Here is a 24,759-nt window from a genome sequence, read left to right on the forward strand (position 1 = left end):
AGGCATGCTCGCCCTCACCGCTGTCCTGGACGCCGTCGCGATCGTGATCTTCGCCGCCGTCGGCCGCTCCAGCCACGATGAGGGGCTGAGCCCGTCCGGCGTGTGGGACACCGCCTGGCCGTTCCTCGTGGGCGCCGCCGTCGGTTGGCTGATCATCGGCCTGCTGCGGCGCACTCCGATCGCGCTGGCGCCGGGCGGGGTGATCATCTGGATCTCCACCGTGGTGGTGGGCATGCTGGTCCGCTGGGCCACCGACGCGGGCACCGCGACGGCGTTCATCATCGTCGCCACCATCTCGACGGCCATCCTGCTGCTGGGCTGGCGACTGATCGCGCTCATCGTGCTGTCCCGGTCGGATCGCTCGGGCACGTCGAGCGGTGCGGGCGAAGCGACTCAGTCCAGCCGGTAGTACTTCTGCGCCACCTGCAGCGCAGCGGTCCCGGAGGCGTCGCCCTCGCAATAGACCACGATCACCTTGCCGCCGGAGATACCGACGAACCAGCCGGGTCCGGCCGGACCGTTGGTGCCCACCAGCGCCCGGAGTCCGGGTGCGCCGGTGAGGTCGCTGGCGTCGCCGCGGCGGGCGATGGTCGCCATCTGCGCGGCCAGGCGGGCCACGGTGGCCTGATCCATTGCGCCGAGTTCGCCGTCGCTCACCTTGGTCGGCGTGTCCTTGATCAGGTGCGGCGCCACCGAATCGGTCTCGCCCTTCAACGACCGGGCCACCGAGACGCCGAGCACGCCCATGTTGAGCATGGTCGCGGTGAAGTTCTGCGGCGCGAACGTCGCCGCCGACACCGACGGACGCGATCCGCCGGGCGGGCCGGCCACACCGGGCACGGTGAAGGTCAAACCCAGCCCGAGGTGCTGCCAGCGCTGTTTCGCCTGCCCCGCGTCCTTGGCCGTGTCGTCGATCGCCCCGAAGACCGGATCGAGGGTGCTGCCGGTCGGGTAGGCGATGTCGGCCTGGATCCGCGCGTCGGCGGCGGCGTCGTTCTGGGCCATCGCGAGAATGCCGCCGGTCTGCGCGTCGAAGCTCATCATGGTGGCGGGCTGCGCCACCTCGACCACCGCGTCGCCGAGGGTGAGCTGCTCGTTCTGGTTGATGGTCGTCATGATGTCCGGCGCCGGTCGGCCCTGCTCACCGGCCAGTTTCACCGGGGCGCGCCCCGGCGCGGCCTCCTGCACCTGCCAGCCCGAGGTCGCGTTGCGTACCGCCTGCCAGTAGTTGGTCAACCCGGTCGACAACGGTGTCGACAACCGTCGGTCGCTCATCACCAACATGCCGGTCTTGACCACGGTCACGCCCGCGATGCGTTCCGGATCAGCGGCCAGCACCTTCATGTCGGGGTCGCGCAGCGTCACCGCGACCGCCTTGCCGCCCTGGGCCGCGACGATCTTCTCGTTGATCACCGCGGGGGTGATCAACGGCGCGATCGGTTTGAGGGCCGCCGCCAGGGCGTTGACCGAGCGCTGCAGGTTTCGGGTCGCCGCCGGGTCGATCACGATCTCGTTGACGGGCTGCATCTGCATGAAGGCCTTGCCCGAGGAACTGCGCACCGTCGGCGCCGGGGTGGCGTCGGTGCGCACCATCTGCAGGCGCGCGCCCACCGGCATGCCGGTCTTCAACAGCCCCTGCTCCCACTGCACCTTCCAGCCGGTCGACAGCCGCCGCAGGCTGCCATTGGTGGTGGTCTCGTAGGCGCGGTCGTCGGCCCATTTCCAGTTGGTGCGCATCGTGAACGACGCGGTGCCGTCGCTGTACTCCACCGTGTTGCGGATGTCGGCGTCGACGGTGCGGGCGTGCATGCCGGCGAAGGTGTCGCTGAGCGCGTCGGCGGCCTGCGACGGCGAGGTGGTCAGTTCCGAAGCCGCCTGCACGTCCTGGCTGGCCATCGCCGCCGCGAACGCGCGGGCCGCTTTCGCCGCTTCGGTGTCGTCGCTGCCGCAGGCGACGAGCGCCAACGCGCACACGGTACTGACGCACAACGCCATCACCGAACGCCACGACCGCAAGTTCATAGTCACAATTTTCACTTTATTCACATGCGCTTCGCCACCCGGAGCGTTCACGGTCCTGCGTCTAACTGGTCACGATCCGGTCTCCGTTGATAATGGAACCATGTCCCTGCATGTCGTACGCGCCGACGAACGCCTGCTGACCAGCACCGATTGGCTCAGCTCCCGCCACGGCTTCTCGTTCGGCGATCACTATGATCCGCACAACACCCACCACGGGGTGCTGCTGGTCCACAACGACGAGATCGTCGCCCCCGGTCAGGGTTTCGACACCCATGCGCACCGCGAGACCGAGATCGTCACGTGGGTGCTCGACGGTTCGCTGGTCCACCAGGACTCGGAGGGCCACAGCGGCCTCATCTATCCGGGTCTGGCGCAGCGGATGAGTGCGGGCACCGGGATTCTGCACTCCGAACGCAACGACGCCGACGGCGTCCGCGGCGGCGTGCACTATCTGCAGATGTGGCTGCTGCCCGACGAGACCGGCGCCGATCCCGGCTACGAGCAGCGCGACGTGTCCACCGAGCTGGCCGCGGGCGGTCTGCTCCCCCTCGCCTCCGGCGATCGTCGGCACGACTCGGCGATCCGGATCCGCAACGCGGGTGCCACGCTGTGGGTCGCCCGCCTCGCGGCCGGCGAGCACGTGACGATTCCGGCGGGGCGCTTCACCCACCTGTTCGTGGCGGCCGGGGCCGCGGAACTCGAGTCGACGCTGCTGGGCGTCGGCGACACCGTTCGCGCCGGCGACCTCGGGGGCACCGTGCTGACCGCCCCCGCGCCCGCCGAGGTGCTGATCTGGACCATGAATGCGGCGCTCGGCGAGTAGCGCGATGCGCCACCGCGGACACCGCGCCGGTCCGCAAGGCACTATGTAAGCGTGACCAACCTCTCCAGCGCTCCCGTCGAACCCACGTCCGGCCTCGATCTGCAGTGGACGGATCCCACCGTGTCCCCGGGCGACGACCTGTTCAGCCACGTCAACGGCCGCTGGCTGGCCGAGCACCAGATCCCCGCCGACCGCAGCATCGACGGCGCGTTCCACGTGCTGCGCGACAACGCCGAGGCCCACGTGCACGAGATCGTGGAGGCGTGCGCGCGCGGCGACGAGTCCGGCCCGTCGGCAGCCAAGATCGGCGACCTGTACGGCTCGTTCATGGACGTCGACCGACTCGAGGAGCTCGGCGTCGACGCGATCGCCGACGATTTGGCCGCGATCGCGGCGATCGCCGACACCACCGAGTTCGCGCGGGTGCTCGGTGATCTGCAGCGGCACGGCGCCAGCGGCCTGTTCGGCTACTACGTCGACACCGACTCCAAGAACTCCGACCGCTACCTGGTGCACCTCGTGCAGAGCGGCCTCGGCCTGCCCGACGAGGCCTACTACCGCGAGGACAAGCACGCCGCGACCCGGGAGTCGTACGTGGCGCACGCCGAGCGGATGTTCGCCCTGGCCGGCCTGCCCGACCCCGCCGCGGCCGCCGCGACGATCCTCGAGCTGGAGACTGCGCTCGCCGCGCACCACTGGGACGTGGTCCGTCGCCGCGATGCGGACGCCACCTACAACCTGCACACCCGCGACGAATTCGCTTCCGCGGCAACCGGATTCGACGTCGACACCTGGATCGCGGCGCTCGGCGCCCCGGACGCGGCGACCTTCGCCGAGGTGAACCTGGGCCAGCCGTCGTTCGTCACCGCAGCCGCCGAGCTGGTCGACGCCCGTCCGCTGGAGCAGTGGAAGACCTGGCTGCGCTGGCGGCTGCTGCGCGCCGCGGCGCCCTACCTGTCGGCGGCCTTCGTCGACGAGAACTTCGACTTCTACGGCCGGGTTCTCACCGGCACCCCCGCCAACCGGGACCGATGGAAGCGCGGCGTGGGCTTCGTCGAGGACGCCATCGGTTTCGCCGTCGGCGAGCTGTACGTCGACAAGCACTTCCCGCCGGCCGCCAAGGCCCGGATGGACGAACTCATCGACAACCTCATCGAGGCGTACCGCCGCAACATCACCGACCTCGAGTGGATGACGCCGGCCACCCGCGAGCGGGCGCTGGCCAAGCTCGACCGGTTCACCCCGAAGATCGGCTACCCGGCCACCACCCGCGACTACAGCGCGCTGACCGCCGACCGCGCCGATCTGATCGGCAACGTCCGGCGTGCGGCCGAGTTCGAGAACCACCGCGAGCTGAGCAAGATCGGTCGTCCGGTGGATCGCGACGAGTGGTTCATGACGCCGCAGACGGTGAACGCCTACTACAACCCGGGCATGAATGAGATCGTCTTCCCGGCCGCGATCCTGCAGCCGCCGTTCTTCGACGCCGACGCCGACGACGCCGCCAACTACGGCGGCATCGGGGCGGTGATCGGCCACGAGATCGGCCACGGCTTCGACGATCAGGGCGCCAAGTACGACGGCGACGGCAACCTCGTCGACTGGTGGACTGACACCGACCGCACCGAGTTCGGCAAGCGCACCACCGCGCTCGCGGCCCAGTACGCCGAGTACACCCCGGTCGGTCTCGACCCGGAGCACAGGGTCAACGGCGAGTTCACGCTCGGCGAGAACATCGGCGACCTCGGCGGCCTGTCCATCGCGTTGGTGGCCTATCGGATCGCGAACGAGAAGTCCGGGGCCACCCCGCCGGTGATCGACGGCCTGACCGGTGAGCAGCGCGTCTTCTTCAGCTGGGCCCAGATCTGGCGCACCAAGACTCGCGACGAGGAGGCGATCCGCCGCCTCTCGATCGACCCGCATTCGCCGCCCGAGTTCCGGTGCAACGGCGTGGTCCGCAACCTCGACGCCTTCTACGCGGCGTTCGATGTACCCGACGACGCCGACCTGTACCTGGCCCCCGCCGACCGCGTCCGCATCTGGTGAACGCGCGTTCCGTCGCCCGCTGGCTGCTGCCGGCCCTGGCCGTCCTCGTCTGGCTGGGCGTCGGCGGGGCCACCGGTCCCCTGGCGGGCAAGCTCAGCCAGGTGACCACCACCGAGGCCAGCGCCTTCCTGCCGGCCTCCGCGGAGTCGACGGTGGTGTCGGAGGAACTGCCGGCGTTCACCGACACCGGCTACTTCCCGGCGATCGTCGTCGCCGAGCGGGACGGCGGCCTGACTCCGGCCGACAGCCGGTACCTCGCCGACGCCACCGCGCCGCTGGCCGGCACCGCCGGTTTCGGGCCGGACTTCTCGCCGGTGCTGCCGTCGGCCGACGGCCTGGCCGCCCAGCAGTTCGTGCCGATCGCCACCGACGGCAAGCCGAAGGAACCGGTCGCCGAGCTGCGGAAGGCGCTCGACGCGCCGCCGCCCGGGTTGACCGTGGCGGTGACCGGTCCCGCCGCCCAGGCCGCCGACCTGTCCGGTGCGTTCGCCGGGATCGACGGTCTGCTGCTGCTGGTGGCCGGGACGCTGGTGCTGCTGATCCTGATCGTCGTCTACCGCTCGCCGATCCTGCCGATCGTGGTGCTGATCTCGGCGATCCTCGCTCTCGCCTTGGCGTCCGGCCTGGTCTATTGGCTCGCCGACGCCGGCGTCCTCGAACTCAACGGCCAGAGCCAGGGCATCCTGTTCATCCTCGTCTTCGGCGCGGCCACCGACTACGCGCTGCTGCTGGTGGCGCGCTACCGCGAGACGCTCGCCGATCAGCCCGACGCACGGGGCGCGCTGCTGACGGCCTGGCGGGCCACGCTGCCGCCGATCGCCGCGTCGGCCGGCACGGTGATCGCCGGCGTGCTGTGCCTGCTGCTGAGCGACCTGAACTCCAACCGCAGCCTCGGTCCGATCGCGGCGCTCGGCGTCGCGGCGTCGTTCCTGGCGTCGGTCACCTTCCTGCCCGCGGTGCTGGCCCTGTTCGGCCGGACGGCCTTCTGGCCGCGGCGGCCGCAGCCGTCCGACGACCCGGGCAGCTCCCACCGGATCTGGCAGCGGGTGGCGGACTTCGTGGCCGCCGCCCCGCGCAAGGTGTGGGCGGTAACGCTGCTGGTGCTGCTGGTCGGCGCGGCGTTCGCCCCGATGTTCCGGTCCGACGGCGTCGCCACCACCGACTTCTTCCTCAACGAGACCGAGTCGGTGCAGGGTGCGGCGATCCACGCCGAGCACTTCGACGCCGGTTCGGGCACGCCCACCTGGATCGTCGTCCCGCAGGTCTCCGGCGACGCCGCCACCGAGGTCGCCGCGGACACCCCGGGCGTGGCCGGTGCCGCCGTGCTCACCGAGAACGGTGCGCCGATGGTGCGCGACGGCCGGGTCGCGGTGCAGGTGACGCTGGACGACGACCCCGACTCGCTGGCCGCCCAGGACACGGTCGCGCTGCTGCGCGCCGAGCTGAGCAGGCTCGACGGCGCACGTGTCGGCGGCGCCACCGCGGTGGACCTGGACACGCGGCTCACCGCCGCGCGCGACCGGAACCTGATCATCCCGGTGGTGTTGATCGTGGTGCTCGCGATCCTGGTGCTGCTGCTGCGGTCGCTGGCGGCACCGTTGCTGCTGCTGGTCACCACGGTGCTGTCGTTCGGCACCACGCTCGGCATCGCCGCGCTGATGTTCAACGGCCCGTTCGGGTTCCCGGGCGCCGACCCCACCGTGCCGCTGTTCGCGTTCGTCTTCCTGGTGGCGCTCGGCGTGGACTACAACATCTTCCTGATGACCCGCGCCCGCGAGGAGTCGCAGGTGCACGGGACGCACCGGGGCATGCTGATCGCGCTGACCAGCACCGGCGGTGTGATCAGCGCCGCGGGCATCGTGCTGGCGGCGACCTTCTCCGCGCTCGCGGTGATCCCGCTGCTGTTCCTGGCGCAGATCGCGTTCCTGGTGGCCGTGGGCGTGCTGATCGACACGCTGGTGGTGCGCTCGCTGCTGGTGCCGGCGGTGACGCTCGACGTCGGACGTCGGATCTGGTGGCCCAGCGCCCTCTCGCGTTCGGAACCGGCACGTTCGGAACCGGCGGGTTCGGGGCAGTCGTGAGGCACGACCCCGACATCCAGGCCTCCATCGACCTCAACAGCGGCCGCTGGATCGCGGCGGCCATCCTGCGCCCGCTGTTCGCCGCCGCGGTGCTGCTTGTCGGCTACTTCCTGCTGCCGATCAGCCACGACAGCCGCTGGAACGTGGTCGGGCTGATCATCGGCGGCTTGATGCTGGCGGGGTTCTGCGCGTGGGAGATCTGGCAGTTCCAGCACACTCGACGCCCGGTGCTGGTCTCCCTGGAGTTGTTCACCGCGCTGGTCGGCTTCTACGTGGTCTCGTTCTCCACGGTGTACTTCCTGTTCTCCGACTACGACCACGGCAGCTTCACCGAGTCGCTGACCCGCGTGGACGCGCTGTACTTCTGCCTCACCGTGTTCACCACCACCGGCTTCGGCGACATCGCGGCGGTCAGCCAGGGTGCCCGCATCGCGGTCTCGGTGCAGATGGCGTCGTCGCTGACCCTGCTCGGCCTGGGCGTGCGCTTCCTGACGCTGCTGGTCGGCCAGCGCGTCAAGGACGTCAGCACCGACTGACCCCGGCGCACCCACCCCGTCGCCCACCCTCCCGCGTGTCGCGACCCCTTCCCCGGGTCGCCGTCCGGGCTCGGACGGCGACCCGGGATCAGGGTCGCGACACGGAACTGAGGGGTGGTCGACGACAGGGCGGAGCAGGCGTGCGTCAGCGGGCGAGGAACGCGGCGACCGAGCCCTCGAAGGCCTCCTTGGCCTCGATCATCACCCAGTGACCGCACTTCGGGAAGATGTTCAGTTCGGCATTCGGGATCAGGCGCATGGGCACCAGTGCCATGTCCGGCGGGCTCACCCGGTCGTCGCGGCCCCAGGTCAGCAGGGTGGGGCACTTGACCTTGTGCATCATCGCCCAGTACGGCGGGACGTCGGAGTCGGCCATGAACTTCTGCTGCATCTCGAACGCGGCCGAGCCGTACATCATCGCGGCGGTCTTGAGCGCCTCCGGATCGATGGCCGCCGACCAGCGCTGCTCGATGAGCTCCTCGGTGACCAGCGCGGGGTCGTAGACCATGCCGTTGAGCCAGCGGATGAGCTTCTCGCGATCGGGCGCGTCGGTGAACTCCTGCAGCAGGCGCAGGCCCTCGCTCGGGCTCGACGAGAACAGGTTGGGGCCCACGCCGCCGATGGTGACCAGGCGGGTGATGCGCTCGGGGAACTTGATGGCCAGGTTGATGCCGACCACGCCGCCCATCGAGTTGCCGATCACGTCGGCCTTCTCGATGCCGAGGGCGTCCATGAAGCGGATCACCGACTTGCCCGCGGTGAGCACCGGGTGGCCCTCGATCGGGTCGGAGACGCCGAAGCCCGGGAACTCGATGATGTAGACGTGGTGCGTCTGGGCGAAGAAGGCGAGGTTGCCGCGGTAGTTCCGCCATCCGGTGACGCCGGGGCCGCTGCCGTGCAGGAGCAGCAGCACGTCGTCGTGCTCGGCACCTGCCTCGTGGTAACGGATGACGCCCTTGTCGGTGGCGAGTTCGCGCTGGGTGTTCTCATAAGTCAGGTCCACGCCCCCCATAGTAGAACGTGTTCTAGTAGGTAGCGTGGGGACCATGCGCATCGATCCTTCTGTCCCCGCTGTCGCCGCCGGCCTGATCGGCGGTTACTCCGTCGCCCGCTTCTCCGGCATCCGCCCGCTCGGCGGGGTGGCGCTCGGCGCCGCCGGCCTCTATGCCGGCCGCAGCTGGCTGGCGCAGGGCCCGGCCGTGACCGCAGGCCTGACCGCCGTCTACCTCGGCGCCTTCGGCGCCTCCCATCCGCTGGCCAAGAAGATCGGCGCCTGGCCGTCGGTCCTGGCGATGACCGCCGTCGCAACCGGCGCAACGGCCGCGGCGACCGCTCGACGTTGATACCGTCGCAGCATGACTGTGACGGCAGACACACCTGAGGGTCGGGTCGGTTTCGCTTCGCTGAGCGCGGGCGGCTTGCACTGGGACGCGTTCCCGCTGCGCCTGTTCACCAAGGGCAACGGCAAGACCTGGGATCCGGCGGCCATCGACTTCTCGCAGGATGCCGCCGACTGGGCCGGTCTCACCGACGAGCAGCGCCGCAGCGCCACCTACCTGGTGGCCCAGTTCGTCGCCGGCGAGGAGGCCGTGACGCAGGACATCCAGCCGTTCATGGCCGCGATGGCCGCCGAGAACCGGTTCGGCGACGAGATGTACCTGTCCCAGTTCTGCCTCGAGGAAGCCAAGCACGCCCAGGGCTTCCGGCTGTGGATGGACGCCGTCGGCCTCACCGACGACCTGCACGCCTACGTCGCCGAGAACCCGTACTACCGACAGCTCTTCTACCGGGAGCTGCCGCAGTCGCTGCGCATCCTGCAGTCCGATCCGTCGCCGCTGAACCAGGTCCGGGCCAGCGTCACCTACAACCACGTGATCGAGGGCAGCCTCGCGCTCACCGGCTATTACGCGTGGAACAAGGTGTGCGCCGAGAACGGCATCCTGCCCGGCATGCAGCAGCTGATCGGACACATCGCCGACGACGAACGACGCCACATGGCGTGGGGCACCTTCACCTGCCGCCGGCACATCGCGGCCGACGACTCCCTGTGGGAGGTCGCGGGCGAGCGCATGGGCGAACTCCTACCGATGGCCCTCGGCATGATCAGCTGGGTCAACGACCAGTTCGAGGTGCCGCCGTTCGGCATCGACAACGACGAGTTCGTCGCCTACGCCGCCGACCGCGCGCAACGTCGGCTCGGTGCCATCGAGTCCGCTCGCGGGCGGCCGATGGCCGAGATCGATCTGGACTACACGCCCGCCGTGTTGGAGGACACCTTCGGCGACGAGGACGCGAAGGTGATGGCCGCACTGCGCGCCCGGTGACGCGTCAGCCGCGCTGAGCCTCGCGGATCGCGGGGGCGAACAGGGCCGCCAGATTCGCCGCCACCTCGGGGATCGGGACCTCCGGCGGCATCGCCACGTAGCTCAACGCCATCCGCGCCACCGCGCCGGCGATCCGGTCGGCCCGCTCCGGCGGCAGGGCGATCCACGACTCGGTGACGATCTGCGTCAGCCGCTCCTTGGTGGCCGCGATCAGCGGCGCCGCGTCGGTGGTGATCAGCCGGTGCAGGTCCGGATTGGCTTCACCGGACAGCAGCGAGGCGATCATCGGATCGGCGGCGGCGCCCTCGAAGAACCGGGCGAAACCCGCGGTCAGCGCGCCGTCGAGATCGTCGGGGGCCTCGATCACGGAGCGCTCGATCTCCCCGGTGTAGTCGGCCACCAGGCGCAGGGCGTAGGCCTGAGCGAGCCCGTTGCGGGAGCCGAACTCGTTGTAGACGGTCTGCCTGCTGACCCCGGCGTGGCGCGCGACGGCCGCCATCGTCACCTTGGACCAGTCGCGCCCGGTGAGCAGGTCGCGCAGGCCGTCGAGCAGCGAATTGCGCAGCAGCGCCTTGCTCGCTTGGGCATAGGTCGGACCGGGTGCGCTCACACGGTCGAGCCTAGCCCCGCGGCGAGCCGTGCTCGCAGTTCGCGGGCCGCCGCGGCCCGGCCCACCGTGACCGCACCCAGCAGGCCGTCGGGTCCGGTGACGGTGATCGTCGCCGAACCGTCGGCCAGGTCGCCGTCGATGGCCACCGCGCCGTCGGCCGTCGGTGCGCCGACCATCTGGATGTTGACGCCGTATTGCATGGTCCACGCGCGGGGCACTTCGGCGTAGACCGGCGCCGGACGGCCGTCGAGATCGGCGACGACGCTGCGCGCCACCGCCGCCCCCTGATCCATCGCACCGAACCAATGCTCGCCGCAGGCGGCGCCGCCGGTCGCGACGTCGCCGGCCGCATAGATGCCGTCCACGCTGGTCCGCAGGCACGAGTCCACCACGATGCCGCTGCGCTCGACGAGCGCGCCGGCGCTCTGCGCCGCCGCCACGTTCGGCACCATGCCGAGCGCGGCGACCACCGCGCCGGTCACCCGGGTGCCGTCGTCCAGGTCGGCCCCGGACGGGTCCGCCGTGATCACGCGTGCGCCGCAGCGCACCTGCACTCCGCGATCCCGGTGCAGGTCGGCCAGGTAGTCGGCCACCGCCGGGGGCACCACGCGACTCAGCACCTTCTCGCCGGCTTCGAGCACCGTGACGGGCAGACCCGTCGCAGCCGTCGAGGCGGCCAGCTCCAGGCCGATGAGGCCGCCACCGATCACCACCAGTCCGCCGCGGTCGGTGATCGTCGCGCGGATGCGTTCCGCGTCGGCGACGGTGCGCAGGGACGGCACGTCGTCGTGCAGCCACGCGGGGCGGATCGGACGTCCGCCGGTCGCGAGGATCAGCGCGCGGTATCCCAGGCTGCGGCCGTCGCTGAGCGTCACCGTGCGGGCGTCCGGGTCGACGTCGGTCACGGCCACGCCGCTGACGAAGGTGATGTCGCGGTCGGCCCAGAACTCCGGCTTCTGCAGTCGGATGCGTTCGACGCTCAGGTCGGCGGCGAGCAGATCCTTGCTCAGCGCGGTGCGCCGGTACGGGTGCCCGGCCTCGGCGCCGACGACGGTCACCGGCCCGGTGCAGCCCTCGGCGCGCAACGTCTGCGCCGCGGTCGCCCCGGCCACACCGGAGCCGACGATCACCACGCCGGTCACGGACGCGCGACCTCGACCATCTCGAAGTCGGCCTTGGCGGCGCCGCAGTCCGGGCAGCTCCAGTCGTCGGGGATCTCGTCCCAGCGCGTGCCGGGTTCGATGCCGTCCTCGGGCCAGCCTTCGGCTTCGTCGTACTCGAAGCCGCACTGCAGGCAGCGGAACAGTCGGTAGTCGTTCATGGTCATACTCCGATCGGAAGGAAGTCGACCTTGTCGCGGACACCGCAGTCCGGGCAGGCCCAGTCGTCGGGAACGTCGTGCCAGGCGGTGCCGGGCGCGAAGCCCTCCCGCGGCGCACCGTCGGCGATGCGGTAGACGTACTCGCAGTTGCCGCAGCGGTAGGCGTCGGCCGACAGGTTCTGCACGGTCGACGCGCTGTCGGCGGCGGGGCGCTCCAGCACGGCCACCGCGGCGGCCTCGTGGGCGGCGAGCAGTTTGGCGGCCTTGCTCGGCTGCAGATTCGCGCGACTCAGGTCGCCGTCGTAATGCGCCAGCACCCGCTTGTCCATCACCTTGCGCCACAGCGGCGGGAAGTAGGCGATGCCGATCATGCTGGCGTAGCCGCTGGGCAGGTTCGGCGACTCCTCGAAGCTCCGCAGCGTCTGATAGCGACGCGTCGGATTCGCGTGGTGATCACTGTGTCGCTGCAGGTGGTACAGGAAGATGTTGGTCGCGATGTGGTCGGAGTTCCAGCTGTGCTGCGGGGTGCAGCGCTCGTACCGGCCGCGGGCGTTCTTCTGCCGCAGCAGGCCGTAGTGCTCGAGGTAGTTGACGGTCTCCAGCAGCGAGAAGCCGTAGACGGCCTGCAGCAGCAGGAACGGCAGCACCTGCCAGCCGAAGATCAGCGCGAGCGCGCCCCACAGGACCACCGACATCGCCCAGGCGTTCAGGACGTCGTTGGTGTGGTGCAGCACCGGTCGCTCGAGGCGCTTCATCCGGTTCGCCTCCAGCTCCCACGCGGACCGCAGCGAGCCCCACACACTGCGCGGCAGGAACGTCCAGAAGCCCTCGCCGTAGCGCGAGCTGGCCGGATCCTCCGGCGTCGCGACGCGCACGTGATGGCCGCGGTTGTGCTCGATGTAGAAGTGCCCGTAGAAGGTCTGCGCCAGCGTGACCTTGGACAGCCACCGCTCCATGGTGACCTTCTTGTGGCCGAGCTCGTGCGCGGTGTTGATGCCGATACCGCCCATCGCGCCGACCGTGAAGGCCAGACCGATCTTGGACGCCAGACCCAGGCCTCCCGACTCGATGCCGAGCCAGGTCAGGTTATCGGCGGTCCAGAGGTAGCTGGCGAAGATCAGGCTCGCGAACTGGAACGGGATGTACACGTAGGTGCAGTACCGGTAGTACTTGTCGTTCTCGAGCTGTTCGATGAGCTCCTCGGGCGGGTTCTGCCCGTCCGGCCCGAAGAAGATGTCGAGCAGCGGCAGCAACAGGTACACCAGGATCGGCCCGGTCCACCACCACACCGGCGAGACGGCGTTCAGCCAGCCCCAGTCCAGTTCGCGGCCGGCCCAGTTCATGAGGGCGACGAAGCCGGTGGCCACGAAGAGCGCCGTCGGCGGGATCAGTCCCAGCAGCCAGAGGTAGCGCTTCTTGTCGCGCCACTGCGCCACCGGTTCGCCCGTGGCGTCGATCGTCGGTTGTGCCATGTCATGTCTCCTTCACGTCGTCCGTCGGCGTGTGAATTAGACAGTAAGCCCACTTCCGTCCTATGTCTATACATATTTGACAATTTGTAAATCTGAGCGGTGTTTCGAGCACGCGGTGCCACGCCGCCTACGATCAATGACGTGCAGTTCTCTCGATTCGTCGCGCTGGGCGACAGCCAGACCGAAGGCATGGGGGATCCGGATCCGCGCTACGAGTACCGCGGATGGGCCGACCGCCTCGCCGACCGCCTCGCGCTGTCCAACCCGGACTTGCAGTACGCCAATCTCGCCGTCCGCGGGAAGACCACCCGGCAGGCCAGGGAGGAACAGCTTGCGCCCGCCCTGTCCATGGATCCGGACCTGATCACCGCGCCGCTGGGCATGAACGACGTGATCGGCAGTTCCGACATGGCAGCGGTCCACGGCGACCTCGACGCCGTCTACCGCGTCCTGCACGCCACCGGCGCCACCGTGGTGATCTCCACCTATCCGGACGTGACCCGCACCATCCCGATGGGTCGACGGTTCGAGGGCAAGCTGCTGGCACTGAACGCGATGATGCGTGAGTTCGCCGACGAGTACGGCTTCGTTCTCGTCGACCTGTACTCCGCGCCGGTCCTCACCGATCTACGTGCCTGGGCACCGGACCGGCTGCACGCCTCGCCGCTCGGCCACGAGCGCTTCGCCGACGGCGCCGCGTTCGCGCTCGGCCTGGAACACAGCTCCGCCGACTGGGCCGCGCCACTCGAGGTGCTCGCCGAACCGCGACGCCTGTACCGACACGCCCGCGACACTCGCTGGGCCGTGCAGTACCTGACGCCGTGGATGATCCGCCGGGCCCGGGGCCGCTCCCTGGGCGACGGCCGCGCGCCCAAGCGTCCCCACCTGACACCCGTACGGGACGGCTGACCCACCGGGCTACGGCTGACGCGCCGGGCTAGAGTCCGGCCATGGCCTACTCCCATTTCGACGTCGCCGTCGAGGACTCCGTCGCCACCGTCACCTTCAACCGCCCGGAGAAGCGCAACAGTTTCACCATGGCGATGTGCCTGGAACTGGGCGACTTCTTCGACCGCATCGATGCCGACGACGCCGTCCGCGTCGTGATCCTCACCGGCACCGGCCCCGCCTTCTGCGCCGGCGCCGACCTGCACGAAGGTTTCATCGGCGCCACCGAACTCACCCCGGAGCAGGAGGCGATCGTGGCCCGGGTGGGCACCGTCGACGGCGTCTCCCGGGACCCGGGCGGCTGGCTCGCGCTGAAGATCGCACGGTCGCTCACGCCGGTGATCGTCGCCTTCAACGGCGCCGCCGTCGGCATCGGCGTCACCATGTCGCTGCCCGCCGACATCCGCATCGCCGCCGAGTCCGCGCGCTTCGGCTTCGTCTTCACCCGGCGCGGCATCGTGCCCGAGGCCGCGTCGACCTGGTTCCTGCCCCGGCTGGTCGGCATCGCCCAGGCGACCGAATGGGTGATCACCGGTCGCCTGTTCGACGCGCAGGAAGCGCTGCGCGGCGGGCTCGTCTCCTACGTGGTGCCCGACGATCAGCTCCTGGCCAAGGCGCGTGCGCTGGCCGCCGAGATCGTCGAGAACACGTCGTCGATCTCCGTCGCCGCCGCGCGCCGCATGCTGTGGCACGGGCTCGAACTGTCGTCGCCCTGGTACGCGCACGCCGCCGAAAGCCACGGCATGCGCGCGATGGCCGCCGCACCGGACGGCCACGAGGGCGTGCTGTCGTTCTTGGAGAAGCGGCCGGCCCGCTTCCCGATGTCGGTGGCCGACGACCTGCCCGACTTCGTCCCCGAGTGGCCGGCCCGCCCCGACGACGTCTAGTAGATCTTGTTCGCCCCGCCGTCGGCCATCAGTGTCTGGCCGGTCATGTAGACCGAGTCGTCGGACAGCAGGAACGCGACGACGGGCGCGACGTCGGTCTCCGGATCGCCGAACCGACCCATCGGCACCTTCTCCCGCGACGCCTCGTAGAGATCCGGGAAGGCCTTGCTCCAGGCGACGACGCCCTCGGTCAGCGCCATCGGCGAGACGAGGTTCACGCGGATGTTGTCGCGGGCCCACTCGTTGGCGACCACGCGGCTGAGGCCGCGGATCGCTTCCTTCGCCGACGCGTACGCGCCCTGCGTCGGCTGCCCCACAATGGCCGCACCGGAACCGAAGTTGACGATCGACCCGCCGCCGGCCGCCTTGAGGTGCGAGTATGCCGCAAGCATGAAGTTGCGGGTCGCGTTGAAGCCGGTGTTGAACGACAGGTCCCACACGTCCTGGGTGAGGTCGACGAAGGGCACCTGCCGCGAGGCGTGCGCGTTGTTCACCACACCGGTGAGCTTTCCGAAGCGTTCGACGGCCAGCGCCACCGCGGCCTCGGCGGTCTCCGGCGCTCCCACGTCACCGGCCAGGAAGACCGCGTCACCACCGCAGTCGGCTTCCAGCGCCGCGCCGGCGTCGGCGTCGATGTCCACCGCGACTACCTTGGCACCGCGTCGCACCAGCACGCGGGAGACGGCGCCGCCGATTCCCGCGGCTCCGCCCGTGACGACGACGACCTGATCCTGCAACTGCATGGTGGTTCCCCTCGTGTCGGCGCCCCGGTGTCGGCGCGCTCCGGTCGGATTTCTCATCGAAGCACTTCGGCGGCGGCCCCGACCGCCGTATGCGTCAGGACGTCAGCGGGCGGCGCGGCGCTGCGCGACCAGTTCGCGCGTCTCCGGCGCGACCTGCGAGCCGTAGAGCTCGATCTCGTCCGCGTCGTCGGAGGCCAGGATGAAGCCGCTGAGCCCGTGCTCGACGGCCAGTTCGGCCAGGTCGGGCGCCCACGAGGCGACCGGACCGGCCAGCAGCGGGCCGCTGCGGCCGGCGAAGGCGCCGCCGAGGTTGGCCAGACGTCGGACGTCCGCCGGCGATCGCCCCGCCGCCGTCGCCCCGGCGTCGATCTTGGCGTTCATGTCGTCGAGGGTCGCCGCACCCTCGCGGAGGTTGCCGAGCGAGGGCAGCCAGCCGTCGGCGCGGCGGCCCACGAGGTCGAGCATCTTGGGTCCCAGAGCACCCACCCAGATACCGATGTCGTGCGCCGGCGCCGGGCCGCGCTTGGCGCCGCTGATCTGGTATTCGCTGCCGTCGAGCCGGATGCCGCCGCGGGTGTCGGCGTCCCACACCTGGCGCATCAGGGTGATCGCCTCGTCGAGGCCGCGCATCGATCGGCCGGGCGTGAGGCTGGGTCCGCCGATCGCGGCGATCGCCTCCCGGAAGCCGCCCGCGCCGAGGCCCATCTCCACGCGCCCGCTGGTGAGCCGGTCCAGGCTCGCGGCCGCGCGCGCCAGGACCACCGGATTGCGCAACGGCAGGTTCAGCACATTGCCCGCCAGGCGGATGCGCTCGGTCTGCGCCGCCACGTACGACATCAACGTCCACGCGTCCTGCAGCGCGGGCTGATACGGGTGGTCCTGGAAGGTCGCGAGATCGAGTCCGGCGTCCTCGGCGGTGAGGGTCAGATCGACGGGTTTCCGCGGATCCGCACTGGTCGGAGTGATGAACACCCCGAAGAGCAAGTCATGTCCGTAGTCCATGCCTGCACCCTACGCAGGCCCCACGATTCCCGCCGCAACTGTAGTTAGGCTACGGTCACTTCACTTAGTGTTGCCTAACCAAACCTCACCTGTGGAGTGTGCATGCCCATCCCCGACAGTCCCGCCCTGAACCGCCGCCAGCTGCTGCGCTCGGTCGGCATCGCCGCCCTCGCCCTCGGCGCACTCGGCGCCACCAGCGCCTGCTCCAGCCGCGAGGTGGTGACCGACGGGACCGCGGGCGGCGAAGGCCCGATCACCGTCGTCGACCAGTACGACAACACGATCACCTTCGACACTCCGGTGGGCCGGATCGTCAGCGTGATCATCCCGGTGCCGTCGATGATCATCGGCGCCGATCAGTCCACCGCCCGCAATGTCGGGGCCAACAAGGTCGCGATCTCCCTCGCGTCGGCGGGCATGCTCGGCACGATGTTCCCGCAGTTCCTGCAGACACCGGTGGTCGCCGGGAACGACTTCGTCCCCAACGTCGAGCACATCCTCGCGCAGAATCCCGACGTGGTGATCCAGTGGGGCGACAAGGGCGACGACATCGTCGCACCGCTGCGCAACGCCGGCCTCAAGGTGCTGCTGCTCAAGTACGGCACCCAGGAGGACCTGGAGGCGTGGATCACGATCTTCGGCGACCTGCTGGGCAAGAAGCCCGAGGCCGACGATCTGCTCGCCACCATGGCCGCCGACCGGGCCGTCGTCGAGAAGTCCGCCCGCGCGCACGCCGCCCGCGCGCCCCGCGCGATGTACCTGTACAACGCGCCGGAGATCAAGGTCGGCGCCGACAACAGCTACATGGACTTCTGGATCCGCCTCGCCGGCGGACGCAACGTGGCCGCGGGCGCGGGCAGCGGCTCGAGCCTGGCGGTGACCCGCGAACAGGTCCTCACCTGGGATCCCGAAGTGGTGATCCTGGGCAATTTCGAACCGACCGCACCCGAGGACGTCTACCGCGACCCGACCTGGGCGGCACTGTCCGCGGTCAAGAACAAGCGGGTCTACAAGGCCCCGCTCGGCGGCTTCTCCTGGGACCCGCCGTGCAACGAATCGAACCTGATGTGGCTGTGGGTCAACTCGGTCTTCTTCCCCGACGAGCGCCACGACCTGCGCGCCCGGATCGCCGAGACCTACCGGCACCTCTACGCCTACGATGTCACCGCGGCCGACGTCGACCGCGTTCTGCACCTGCCGGCGAACTCGGTGAGCAGCGACTATGACCGTCTCTTCCGCGCCTGAGGCGGTCCGCGCCGACAGCGCGGGCCCCGCAGCCGGGAACGACGCCGCGATCTGCTCACCGACTTCGTCACCGGCGGCGGCCGGGTGGCGCTGATGGGGCACGCGATGACCGACTTCCTGCCGGGTCTCGGGCGGTGGCGCCGCCTGCAGTACTCCGGTCCGAAGGACCTGGCGATCACCGCCGGTGCACCGCATCCGGTGTGGGCCGCGGTCGACCCCGCCGACCTCTCCTTCCGGCGCGGCGTGTCCGGCTTCTACGCCCGCGGCTACAGCGAAAAACTGCCCGACGGCGCCACGGTGCTCAACCGCGTCGGCCGCCACGGCCTGCCCGTGGACTACGTCTATCGCCTCGGTGCCGGCGAGGTCCTGGTGCACGGCGGCATCGACCTCGGCGTGTACCGCAACGACCCCAACACCTCGGCCCGCATCTTCCCGCAGCTGCTGGGTTGGCTGTCCGGACAGGAGACCCTCGCATGACCACCCCCGACACCACCGCGCCCGACGTCACCGTCGCCGAACCCTTCCGCCGGACCGACCGCGCCGCCCGCTCGCGGCGACGCCTCGCCCTGGTCCACGGCGGCGCGCACTTTCACCTGCAGACCCTCGCCGATCCGGCGGTGATCACCCATCAGACCGAGTTCGTCTATCTCGGCGACCTCACGGCCGGCGGCCTCGCCGACTACGACACGGTGATCGTCGCCGACCGCCAGCACCCGGAGTTGTTGCGCCGCAACGCCGCCGAGTTCCTGGCGGTGGCCGAACGCGGCGGCACACTGGTGGTGCTCGGCGAGAACGCCGCGCACACCTGGCTGCCCGGCGTCTCGTGGACGCCCCGCCCCACCAACTTCTGGTGGTGGATCGAGGGCGAGGATCCGCTGATCCGGACCCGCACCCCCGAGCACGACGCGTGGGAGTTCCTGTCGAGCAAGGCGGTGATCTGGCACCACCACGGTCTGCTGCACACCGACGCCGACGTGGTGCCGCTGGTGGTGTCCGAGGAGCACGACGAGAACGGCGCACCGCACGACGCGGGCATGCTGCTCTACGAGGACACCGTGAGCACACCGGGTCGGATCATCGCGACCACGCTGGACCCGACCTTCCACCACGGCAACAACTTCATGCCGGGCTCCACCCGCTTCCTCTACTCCCTCCTCCGCTGGCTCGACCACACCGCGCCCGCCCGCTGACCCCGCTCGACCGTCACTGTCATATACGGCACCTCGGTGGTCACTATGACCACGGAGGCCGCGTATATGACAGTGAACCTGCGGGAGGAGACGCGCCCGTCGACGAACTCCGCGCACTCGGGCCCGCACCAGCCACACTGGGTGCCATGCCCACCCCACCGAGCCCCTATGCGGCGCGGGCCGACGAGTACATCGCCGCCGTCGGACGGATCGAGCACACCGACCCCGCCGATCGCGCCCTGCTCCAGCAGTGGGCGGCGACCGTCAACGGACCGATCCTCGACGTCGGCTGCGGTCCCGGCCAGTGGACCGAATACCTGACCGCGGCCGGCGCCGACATCGCGGGCATCGACCCCGTCCCGGAGTTCATCGATCGTGCCCGCGCCGACTACCCGCACTTTCGTTTCGATGTCGGCCGCGCCGAGCAGCTGCCGGTCGCCGACCGCACCCTCGGCGGCATCCTCGCGTGGTACTCGCTGATCCACACCCCGCCGGAGCAGATCGGCGCCGCACTCGCCGAGTTCGCCCGGTGCCTGCGTCCGGACGGCCGACTGGCCCTCGGCTTCTTCACCGGCACCCGGCAGGACAGATTCGCGCACGCGGTACAGCCCGCCTACCGATGGCCGGTCGATCTCCTGGTGTCGGTGCTCGAGACCGCCGGTTTCCGGGTGGACCACACCGAAACGCGCTCGGGCCGCCCCGACCGCGACCACGGCGCGATCCTCGCCGCCCGGCGTGCCTGAATCGCTTGTCCCACGTCACTTCCCTACTGTCGACAGGCAGAGACGGAACGAGGGGGAGTCGAATGTCGTCCACTACTGATTCATGGAAACGCGCCACACTCGCGGCGGGCGCCGGGCTGGCCGCGGCCGTGCTGGTCGGCTGCAGCAGCACCACCGGGAGCGATTCGAACACCGGCACCGGGGCCGCGGCCACCACGACGGTCACCACCGCCGCGTGCGACGCGAATCGGGATATGGCGGCGGCGGTCCGCGGAGCGATCGCCGACACCCCGGCCCCGGCCGGGATGACCTGGCAACCGAACGGCAGTCCCACGCCCGAACCCTGCCGCACCCTGGACTACTCCACCACCACGGTGTCGATGGCGACCGGGTCGTCCCCCGAGCTGATCATGCTGTTCCACAACGGCGAGTTCGTCGGTCCCGCGTCGAACTGCTTCGTGCCGCTGCGAAACCTGGAACGCGACGGCGACGACACGGTCGTGGCCACCTATCGTTTCCCACTCGAGGGCGAATCCAATGCCGGTGCCACCGGCACCGCCACCCTGCGCTACCGCTGGGACGGCGACAAGGTGGTCACCGAGGGCTCCTTCCCCACCCTGCTGAGCACCATCCCGGGGTGCGGGGACACCGCATCGACCAGCACTGACGGCGCGGTCACCGAGGTGGCGCCGGCCGACTACGCGACTCCCGGATCGGCCGGCTACTACCGCTGGAAGTTCGGCACCGGCCGGGAATGCGCGGCCTCGCCCGCCGGCATCTGGTGCAGCGTGACCTTCCCGTCCGGCACGCCCGACGTCCGCAACGACGTCTTCACCGGCACGCCGAACTCGATCCACCTCACCGACGAGGGCACGCGCGCCACCCTCACCGAGGGCGGCCCGCCCGGCGCACAGACACTACCGGTGCACAGCCGGATCACCATCGACGGTCTGTCGTGCACGGCCGTCACCGACGGCATCGAGTGCAACGGCCCCGCGGGCGGCTTCTCGTTCGTCGACGGCGAGCTGACCCGCCACGGCACCGAGCTGGCACCGACCCCCGCCTGACCGGCGCCTGTCGTCCGGCCAGCATCCGCGCGAACGCCGCGCACGCCATCGAATACCGATCCGCCCGCGCATCCACCGTCCCACGCGCCCCCGCGAGTTTCATCTCCGCAAAGGCACCCCTACCGGGCCTTTCCGGACATAAAACTCCGGTCGGCGTCAGCCCGCCAGATCATCCGGCTCGAGGGCGTGGTCGGGGCCGTCCACCAGCAGCTGCGCCCTCGGCAACTCGGTCCGGAACCGGGAGGACTGCAGGTCCTGGGCGGCTGTGTCGATCAAACGTCCAACCGCCCCGCCGTTCGGCGCATAGCGCTTGTCCACCAGGATCCCGTCGAGTCGCACGTCCACGCACCACGGAGCGAAACCGACCACCCGCGCAGCCAGGACGAACGGCGTCGCCACCAGCGCCGCGATCCCGGAGATCCCGTACCCGACGAATACCGTCACCGCCGTCAGCACCACAGCGAGGATGTCACCAGGCAGGTGACACAGATCCAGGATCCGCTCCAGCAGCACGGGCTTGTCGGCCTCCGCGGGCGGGTCAGCGGCCTCCCCCAGAGCTGACTCCGGCTCAGTCTCCGGCTCAGTCTGGTCGATCCACCGAACCTGCTCCACCCACACTTCTTCCGGATTCCACGTCGGCCGCCAGGCCAGCATCCTCCGTCGCACCGACCAGTCCTGACCGCCCGCCGTAGTCCCCGCCCGCATACCGATCGACCCTACCGGCGCGGCGATGCCTCACCCGCGCTACTCGGAGGTGTCGTGCGGAGTCGAGTGCGCTGAGATGGACCGAATCTCGGGGAAGTCCACCGTGTCCAGCGGTATAACTGCGGTACATCACTCAACCGGAAGATGGCTGCCACATGTCTCTCAAGAACATCCTCAGCGAATCCGACTACCAGCTCGTCCTCGCGACCGAAGACGACCGACTGGAAGATCTCTCCGAAGAGAAGCTGCTCAAACTGCATCGGCGGACGCGCCGCGCACGGAACAAGCACGTCGGCCAGTACCGCCGAACCGGTGCCAAGAAGGTCGCGAAGAAGGGCGCGCGCGGGCAGGGCAAGAAGGCGAATGTGAAGCGCGCCCGCCGCGCCGAGGTCTTCGAGGAAGCGCTCAGCCGGGTCAGCCGTCAGCTGGCCGTGGTGGCGCACGAGACGGCGGAGGCGTTGAAGGCCGAGCGTCTGGCGGCCGCGCAGGGCGGATCCACCGGCCCGTCGAAGGGCAAGGGCAAAGGCAAAGGCAAGGTCGGTTCGAAGGGCAAGGCGCGGGTCGACGCGACCCGCGCCAACCCGGGTCGGATGAAGTACGAAGCGAGTACCAAGTCCACCGGCAAGCGTCGCCAGGCCAAGCGCGACAACCGCTGACCGCTGCCAAGAGTTTTTGGTCCGGAAAGGTACCCCTACGGGGCCTTTCCGGACCTAAAACTCCGGTCGGCGTCAGCCACCGGCGAGCAGATGCACGACGGCCCCGGTCCGACTCTCGCGAGTCGGCCGGGGCCGTCGTGTTCCGCTAGGTGAGGTTACTTGACCAGGTTCTCGTTGGTCAGTGCCTTCACGCCAGCTTCGGCCTTCTCCACCAGCGAGGCCGGAGGCAGGAAGTTGTCTCCGTAGGCCGCGGCCAGTTCCTTGGCGCGAGCGACGAAGCCGGCGACGCCGCCCTCGTAGCCGTTGATGTACTGCACCACGCCGCCGGTCCAGGCCGGGAAGCCGATACCGAAGATCGAGCCGATGTTGGCGTCCTCGACGGAGGTGAGCACACCCTCGTCGAAGCACTTCACGGTCTCCAGCGCCTCGGCGAAGAGCATGCGCTCCTTCATGTCCTCGAGCGGGATCACCTTGCTGCCCGAGTTGAAGTGCTCACGCTGGCCCGGCCACAGCAGGCCGCGCTTGCCGGCCTCGTCGTAGTCGTAGAAGCCCTTGCCGTCCTTGCGGCCGGTGCGGCCGTTGTCGACCATCCAGTCGACCACGGCGAACGAGCCGTGCTCGGCCGGCTTCTCGCCGGCTGCCTCGGCTGCCGCCTGGGTCTCCTTGCGGATCTTCTGCGGCAGGGTCAGGGTCAGCTCGTCCATCAGCTGCAGCGGCGGGGCCGGGTAACCGGCCTGGCTGCCTGCCTGCTCGATGAACGCCGGCTCGACGCCTTCGCCGACGGCCGCGATGGCCTCGTTCACGAAGGTGCCGATCACGCGGCTGGTGAAGAAGCCGCGGCTGTCGTTGACCACGATCGGGGTCTTGCGGATCTGCAGGGTGTAGTCGATCACCTTGGCCAGCGCGGCGTCGGAGGTCTTCTCGCCCTTGATGATCTCCACCAGCGGCATCTTGTCGACGGGGCTGAAGAAGTGGATACCGATGAAGTCCTCGGAGCGCTTGACGCCCTCGGCGAGGATGGTGATCGGCAGGGTCGAGGTGTTGGAGCCGAGCACGGCATCCGGCTCGACGATGTCCTCGATCTCCTGGAAGACCTGAGCCTTCACCTCGACCGACTCGAACGCGGCCTCGATCACGAGGTCGACGCCCTTGAAGTCGGCGGCGTCGACGGTCGGGTGGATGCGAGCCAGCAGAGCGTCGCTCTTCTCCTGCGTGGTCTTGCCGCGCTTGAGAGCCTTCTCTTCCAGCTTCTCCGAGTAGCCCTTGCCGCGCTTGGCAGCCTCGATGTCGATGTCCTTGAGGACCACCTCGATGCCGGCCTTGGCCGACACGTAGGCGATAGCCGCACCCATCATGCCGGCGCCGATGACGCCGACCTTCTTGGCGGTGTACTTGTCGTAGCCCGCCGGCCGCGAGCCGCCACCGTTGATGTGCTGCAGGTCGAAGAAGAACGCCTTGATCATGTTCTGCGCGACCTGACCGGTCACCAGCGACACGAAGTAGCGGGTCTCGACGAGGTCGGCGGTGTCGACGTCGACGTACGCGCCCTCGATGGCTGCGGCCATGATGGCGCGCGGAGCCGGCATGTTGGCGCCCTTGATCTGCTTGCGCAGCATGGCCGGGAAGGCCGGGAGGTTCGCGGCCACGGCCGGGTTGCTCGGTGCGCCGCCGGGGATCTTGTAGCCCTTGACGTCGAACGGCTGCTGGGCCTCGGGATTCGCGGCGATCCAGGCCTTGGCGGCCGGAACCAGCTCGTCGATGCTGCCGACGACCTCGTTGACCAGGCCCACTTCCTTGGCCTTGGTCGGGTTCATGCGCGGGCCCTGCAGAAGCACGTTCAGCAGCGCGGCCTGCATGCCGAGCAGGCGGACGGTACGGACCACGCCGCCGCCGCCGGGGAGCAGACCGAGGGTCACCTCGGGCAGGCCGAGCTGGTTGCCCTTGACGTCGGCTGCGACGCGGTAGTGGCAGTGCAGCGCGATCTCCAGGCCGCCGCCGAGTGCCGCGCCGTTGATGGCGGCGACGACCGGCTTGCCCAGGGTCTCCAGACGACGCAGCACGGCCTTCATGCCGTTGGTGCGCTCGGTGATCGCGGTGGCGATCTCTTCCTTGGTCTGGGTCCGCTCAGCGGTCATGTCCTTGAGGTCGCCGCCGGCGAAGAAGGTCTTCTTCGCCGAGGTCAGCACCACGCCCGTGATGTCGTCCTTCTCGGCTTCCAGGCGCTCGACGGTCGCGGCCATCGACGACTGGTAGAGGTCGTTCATGGTGTTGGCGCCCTGGTTGGGGTCGTCCATCGTCAGGATGACGACGCCGTCGGCGTCCTTCTCCCACTTGATCATGTTGTCAGTCATGAGATTAA

The 24,759-nt window shown here is 69.7% G+C and carries 25 protein-coding genes; 15 read left to right on the forward strand and 10 right to left on the reverse strand.

Features of this window, described 5'->3' with window-relative positions:
* Nucleotides 1-4 precede the first annotated feature (4 nt).
* A complete protein-coding gene (locus ABD989_RS11680; protein ID WP_345313606.1) occupies nt 5-409 on the forward strand; it encodes a DUF3054 domain-containing protein in 405 nt (134 codons plus the stop codon).
* Here ABD989_RS11680 and ABD989_RS11685 read toward each other — a convergent pair.
* Nucleotides 394-2,022: an NTF2-like N-terminal transpeptidase domain-containing protein gene (locus tag ABD989_RS11685; protein ID WP_345313673.1), complete on the reverse strand. Its 1,629-nt coding sequence runs from the start codon at nt 2,020-2,022 to the stop codon at nt 394-396. The two genes, ABD989_RS11680 and ABD989_RS11685, sit on opposite strands and share 16 nt — an antisense overlap.
* A gap of 100 nt (nt 2,023-2,122) precedes the next feature.
* On the opposite strand from ABD989_RS11685, the gene ABD989_RS11690 reads away from it, so the two are divergent.
* Genes ABD989_RS11690 through ABD989_RS11705 form a run of 4 tightly spaced genes read left to right on the forward strand, consistent with a single transcriptional unit; the run spans nt 2,123 to nt 7,508 of the window.
* Nucleotides 2,123-2,845: a pirin family protein gene (locus ABD989_RS11690; RefSeq protein WP_345313607.1), complete on the forward strand. Its 723-nt coding sequence runs from the start codon at nt 2,123-2,125 to the stop codon at nt 2,843-2,845.
* A 51-nt stretch (nt 2,846-2,896) separates the two neighbouring features.
* On the forward strand, nt 2,897-4,891 hold the full coding sequence (locus ABD989_RS11695; RefSeq protein WP_345313608.1) for a M13 family metallopeptidase: 1,995 nt from the start codon (nt 2,897-2,899) through the stop codon (nt 4,889-4,891).
* Nucleotides 4,888-6,972, forward strand: a complete 2,085-nt coding sequence (locus tag ABD989_RS11700) for an MMPL family transporter (protein ID WP_345313609.1) — start codon at nt 4,888-4,890, stop codon at nt 6,970-6,972. Before ABD989_RS11695 ends, ABD989_RS11700 begins: the two co-directional genes overlap by 4 nt.
* Nucleotides 6,969-7,508 (forward strand): potassium channel family protein, encoded by a 540-nt coding sequence (locus ABD989_RS11705; RefSeq protein ID WP_345313610.1) that lies wholly within the window; start codon nt 6,969-6,971, stop codon nt 7,506-7,508. The genes ABD989_RS11700 and ABD989_RS11705 overlap by 4 nt, the downstream gene beginning before the upstream one ends.
* Nucleotides 7,509-7,653: 145 nt before the next feature.
* Here ABD989_RS11705 and ABD989_RS11710 read toward each other — a convergent pair whose 3' ends face one another.
* On the reverse strand, nt 7,654-8,520 hold the full coding sequence (locus ABD989_RS11710; protein WP_281499789.1) for an alpha/beta fold hydrolase: 867 nt from the start codon (nt 8,518-8,520) through the stop codon (nt 7,654-7,656).
* Nucleotides 8,521-8,554: 34 nt separating this feature from the next.
* On the opposite strand from ABD989_RS11710, the gene ABD989_RS11715 reads away from it, so the two are divergent.
* Entirely contained in the window at nt 8,555-8,851 is a 297-nt protein-coding gene (locus tag ABD989_RS11715) for a hypothetical protein (RefSeq protein WP_246992784.1), read from the forward strand.
* A gap of 12 nt (nt 8,852-8,863) precedes the next feature.
* Complete coding sequence (locus tag ABD989_RS11720) at nt 8,864-9,832, forward strand: R2-like ligand-binding oxidase (protein WP_345313611.1); 969 nt, start codon at nt 8,864-8,866, stop codon at nt 9,830-9,832.
* Between the two features lie 4 nt (nt 9,833-9,836).
* Here the strand turns inward: ABD989_RS11720 and ABD989_RS11725 are convergent, their stop codons facing one another.
* Genes ABD989_RS11725 through ABD989_RS11740 form a run of 4 tightly spaced genes read right to left on the reverse strand, consistent with a single transcriptional unit; the run spans nt 9,837 to nt 13,235 of the window.
* A complete protein-coding gene (locus ABD989_RS11725; RefSeq protein WP_345313612.1) occupies nt 9,837-10,442 on the reverse strand; it encodes a TetR/AcrR family transcriptional regulator in 606 nt (201 codons plus the stop codon).
* A complete protein-coding gene (locus ABD989_RS11730) occupies nt 10,439-11,584 on the reverse strand; it encodes an NAD(P)/FAD-dependent oxidoreductase (protein WP_345313613.1) in 1,146 nt (381 codons plus the stop codon). Before ABD989_RS11730 ends, ABD989_RS11725 begins: the two co-directional genes overlap by 4 nt.
* The gene (locus ABD989_RS11735) at nt 11,581-11,763 is read right to left on the reverse strand and encodes a rubredoxin (RefSeq protein ID WP_246996840.1); all 183 of its coding nucleotides are present in this window, start codon (nt 11,761-11,763) and stop codon (nt 11,581-11,583) included. Before ABD989_RS11735 ends, ABD989_RS11730 begins: the two co-directional genes overlap by 4 nt.
* A 2-nt stretch (nt 11,764-11,765) precedes the next feature.
* Nucleotides 11,766-13,235, reverse strand: coding sequence for a fatty acid desaturase (locus ABD989_RS11740; RefSeq protein ID WP_246992792.1), 1,470 nt, complete (start codon nt 13,233-13,235; stop codon nt 11,766-11,768).
* A 141-nt stretch (nt 13,236-13,376) separates the two neighbouring features.
* On the opposite strand from ABD989_RS11740, the gene ABD989_RS11745 reads away from it, so the two are divergent.
* Nucleotides 13,377-14,144 carry an SGNH/GDSL hydrolase family protein gene (locus tag ABD989_RS11745; protein ID WP_345313614.1) on the forward strand — a complete coding sequence of 256 codons (768 nt, stop codon included), beginning with the start codon at nt 13,377-13,379 and terminating at the stop codon, nt 14,142-14,144.
* Between the two features lie 41 nt (nt 14,145-14,185).
* Complete coding sequence (locus ABD989_RS11750; protein ID WP_345313615.1) at nt 14,186-15,070, forward strand: enoyl-CoA hydratase-related protein; 885 nt, start codon at nt 14,186-14,188, stop codon at nt 15,068-15,070.
* On the opposite strand, the gene ABD989_RS11755 is transcribed toward ABD989_RS11750, so the two are convergent.
* Both ABD989_RS11755 and ABD989_RS11760 read right to left on the reverse strand, forming a co-directional pair.
* The gene (locus tag ABD989_RS11755; protein WP_345313616.1) at nt 15,067-15,813 is read right to left on the reverse strand and encodes an SDR family NAD(P)-dependent oxidoreductase; all 747 of its coding nucleotides are present in this window, start codon (nt 15,811-15,813) and stop codon (nt 15,067-15,069) included. The genes ABD989_RS11750 and ABD989_RS11755 overlap by 4 nt on opposite strands.
* 102 nt (nt 15,814-15,915) lie before the next feature.
* Nucleotides 15,916-16,815, reverse strand: a complete 900-nt coding sequence (locus tag ABD989_RS11760) for an LLM class flavin-dependent oxidoreductase (RefSeq protein WP_345313617.1) — start codon at nt 16,813-16,815, stop codon at nt 15,916-15,918.
* A gap of 102 nt (nt 16,816-16,917) precedes the next feature.
* Here ABD989_RS11760 and ABD989_RS11765 point away from each other — a divergent pair, with 102 nt between their 5' ends.
* The 5 genes from ABD989_RS11765 to ABD989_RS11785 all read left to right on the forward strand — a co-directional run bounded on the left by ABD989_RS11765 (nt 16,918) and on the right by ABD989_RS11785 (nt 21,039).
* Nucleotides 16,918-18,060: an ABC transporter substrate-binding protein gene (locus ABD989_RS11765; RefSeq protein WP_246992797.1), complete on the forward strand. Its 1,143-nt coding sequence runs from the start codon at nt 16,918-16,920 to the stop codon at nt 18,058-18,060.
* Nucleotides 18,061-18,153: 93 nt separating this feature from the next.
* A complete protein-coding gene (locus ABD989_RS11770; RefSeq protein WP_345313618.1) occupies nt 18,154-18,537 on the forward strand; it encodes a hypothetical protein in 384 nt (127 codons plus the stop codon).
* Nucleotides 18,534-19,250, forward strand: coding sequence for a hypothetical protein (locus ABD989_RS11775; RefSeq protein WP_345313619.1), 717 nt, complete (start codon nt 18,534-18,536; stop codon nt 19,248-19,250). The genes ABD989_RS11770 and ABD989_RS11775 overlap by 4 nt, the downstream gene beginning before the upstream one ends.
* 146 nt (nt 19,251-19,396) lie before the next feature.
* Nucleotides 19,397-19,993 (forward strand): class I SAM-dependent methyltransferase, encoded by a 597-nt coding sequence (locus ABD989_RS11780; protein ID WP_345313620.1) that lies wholly within the window; start codon nt 19,397-19,399, stop codon nt 19,991-19,993.
* Nucleotides 19,994-20,055: 62 nt separating this feature from the next.
* Nucleotides 20,056-21,039 (forward strand): LppP/LprE family lipoprotein, encoded by a 984-nt coding sequence (locus ABD989_RS11785; protein ID WP_246992809.1) that lies wholly within the window; start codon nt 20,056-20,058, stop codon nt 21,037-21,039.
* A 156-nt stretch (nt 21,040-21,195) separates the two neighbouring features.
* Here ABD989_RS11785 and ABD989_RS11790 read toward each other — a convergent pair whose 3' ends face one another.
* Complete coding sequence (locus tag ABD989_RS11790; RefSeq protein WP_246992811.1) at nt 21,196-21,744, reverse strand: hypothetical protein; 549 nt, start codon at nt 21,742-21,744, stop codon at nt 21,196-21,198.
* 155 nt (nt 21,745-21,899) lie between these two features.
* On the opposite strand from ABD989_RS11790, the gene ABD989_RS11795 reads away from it, so the two are divergent.
* Nucleotides 21,900-22,400, forward strand: coding sequence for a hypothetical protein (locus ABD989_RS11795; protein WP_345313621.1), 501 nt, complete (start codon nt 21,900-21,902; stop codon nt 22,398-22,400).
* Nucleotides 22,401-22,555: 155 nt separating this feature from the next.
* Here the strand turns inward: ABD989_RS11795 and ABD989_RS11800 are convergent, their stop codons facing one another.
* The gene (locus ABD989_RS11800; RefSeq protein ID WP_345313622.1) at nt 22,556-24,751 is read right to left on the reverse strand and encodes a 3-hydroxyacyl-CoA dehydrogenase NAD-binding domain-containing protein; all 2,196 of its coding nucleotides are present in this window, start codon (nt 24,749-24,751) and stop codon (nt 22,556-22,558) included.
* Nucleotides 24,752-24,759: the final 8 nt, after the last annotated feature.

The organism is Gordonia alkaliphila (assembly GCF_039542465.1).
In the GTDB taxonomy this organism is placed as follows: domain Bacteria; phylum Actinomycetota; class Actinomycetes; order Mycobacteriales; family Mycobacteriaceae; genus Gordonia; species Gordonia alkaliphila.

Coding starts and splice junctions, on each gene's coding strand:
- ABD989_RS11680 (WP_345313606.1), top strand. CDS start 5: ATGCTCGCCCTCACCGCTGTCCTGGACGCCGTCGCGATCGTGATCTTC.
- ABD989_RS11685 (WP_345313673.1), bottom strand. CDS start 2,022: ATGAACTTGCGGTCGTGGCGTTCGGTGATGGCGTTGTGCGTCAGTACC.
- ABD989_RS11690 (WP_345313607.1), top strand. CDS start 2,123: ATGTCCCTGCATGTCGTACGCGCCGACGAACGCCTGCTGACCAGCACC.
- ABD989_RS11710 (WP_281499789.1), bottom strand. CDS start 8,520: ATGGGGGGCGTGGACCTGACTTATGAGAACACCCAGCGCGAACTCGCC.
- ABD989_RS11715 (WP_246992784.1), top strand. CDS start 8,555: ATGCGCATCGATCCTTCTGTCCCCGCTGTCGCCGCCGGCCTGATCGGC.
- ABD989_RS11720 (WP_345313611.1), top strand. CDS start 8,864: ATGACTGTGACGGCAGACACACCTGAGGGTCGGGTCGGTTTCGCTTCG.
- ABD989_RS11735 (WP_246996840.1), bottom strand. CDS start 11,763: ATGAACGACTACCGACTGTTCCGCTGCCTGCAGTGCGGCTTCGAGTAC.
- ABD989_RS11740 (WP_246992792.1), bottom strand. CDS start 13,235: ATGGCACAACCGACGATCGACGCCACGGGCGAACCGGTGGCGCAGTGG.
- ABD989_RS11750 (WP_345313615.1), top strand. CDS start 14,186: ATGGCCTACTCCCATTTCGACGTCGCCGTCGAGGACTCCGTCGCCACC.
- ABD989_RS11755 (WP_345313616.1), bottom strand. CDS start 15,813: ATGCAGTTGCAGGATCAGGTCGTCGTCGTCACGGGCGGAGCCGCGGGA.
- ABD989_RS11760 (WP_345313617.1), bottom strand. CDS start 16,815: ATGGACTACGGACATGACTTGCTCTTCGGGGTGTTCATCACTCCGACC.
- ABD989_RS11765 (WP_246992797.1), top strand. CDS start 16,918: ATGCCCATCCCCGACAGTCCCGCCCTGAACCGCCGCCAGCTGCTGCGC.
- ABD989_RS11770 (WP_345313618.1), top strand. CDS start 18,154: ATGGGGCACGCGATGACCGACTTCCTGCCGGGTCTCGGGCGGTGGCGC.
- ABD989_RS11775 (WP_345313619.1), top strand. CDS start 18,534: ATGACCACCCCCGACACCACCGCGCCCGACGTCACCGTCGCCGAACCC.
- ABD989_RS11780 (WP_345313620.1), top strand. CDS start 19,397: ATGCCCACCCCACCGAGCCCCTATGCGGCGCGGGCCGACGAGTACATC.
- ABD989_RS11785 (WP_246992809.1), top strand. CDS start 20,056: ATGTCGTCCACTACTGATTCATGGAAACGCGCCACACTCGCGGCGGGC.
- ABD989_RS11790 (WP_246992811.1), bottom strand. CDS start 21,744: ATGCGGGCGGGGACTACGGCGGGCGGTCAGGACTGGTCGGTGCGACGG.
- ABD989_RS11795 (WP_345313621.1), top strand. CDS start 21,900: ATGTCTCTCAAGAACATCCTCAGCGAATCCGACTACCAGCTCGTCCTC.
- ABD989_RS11800 (WP_345313622.1), bottom strand. CDS start 24,751: ATGACTGACAACATGATCAAGTGGGAGAAGGACGCCGACGGCGTCGTC.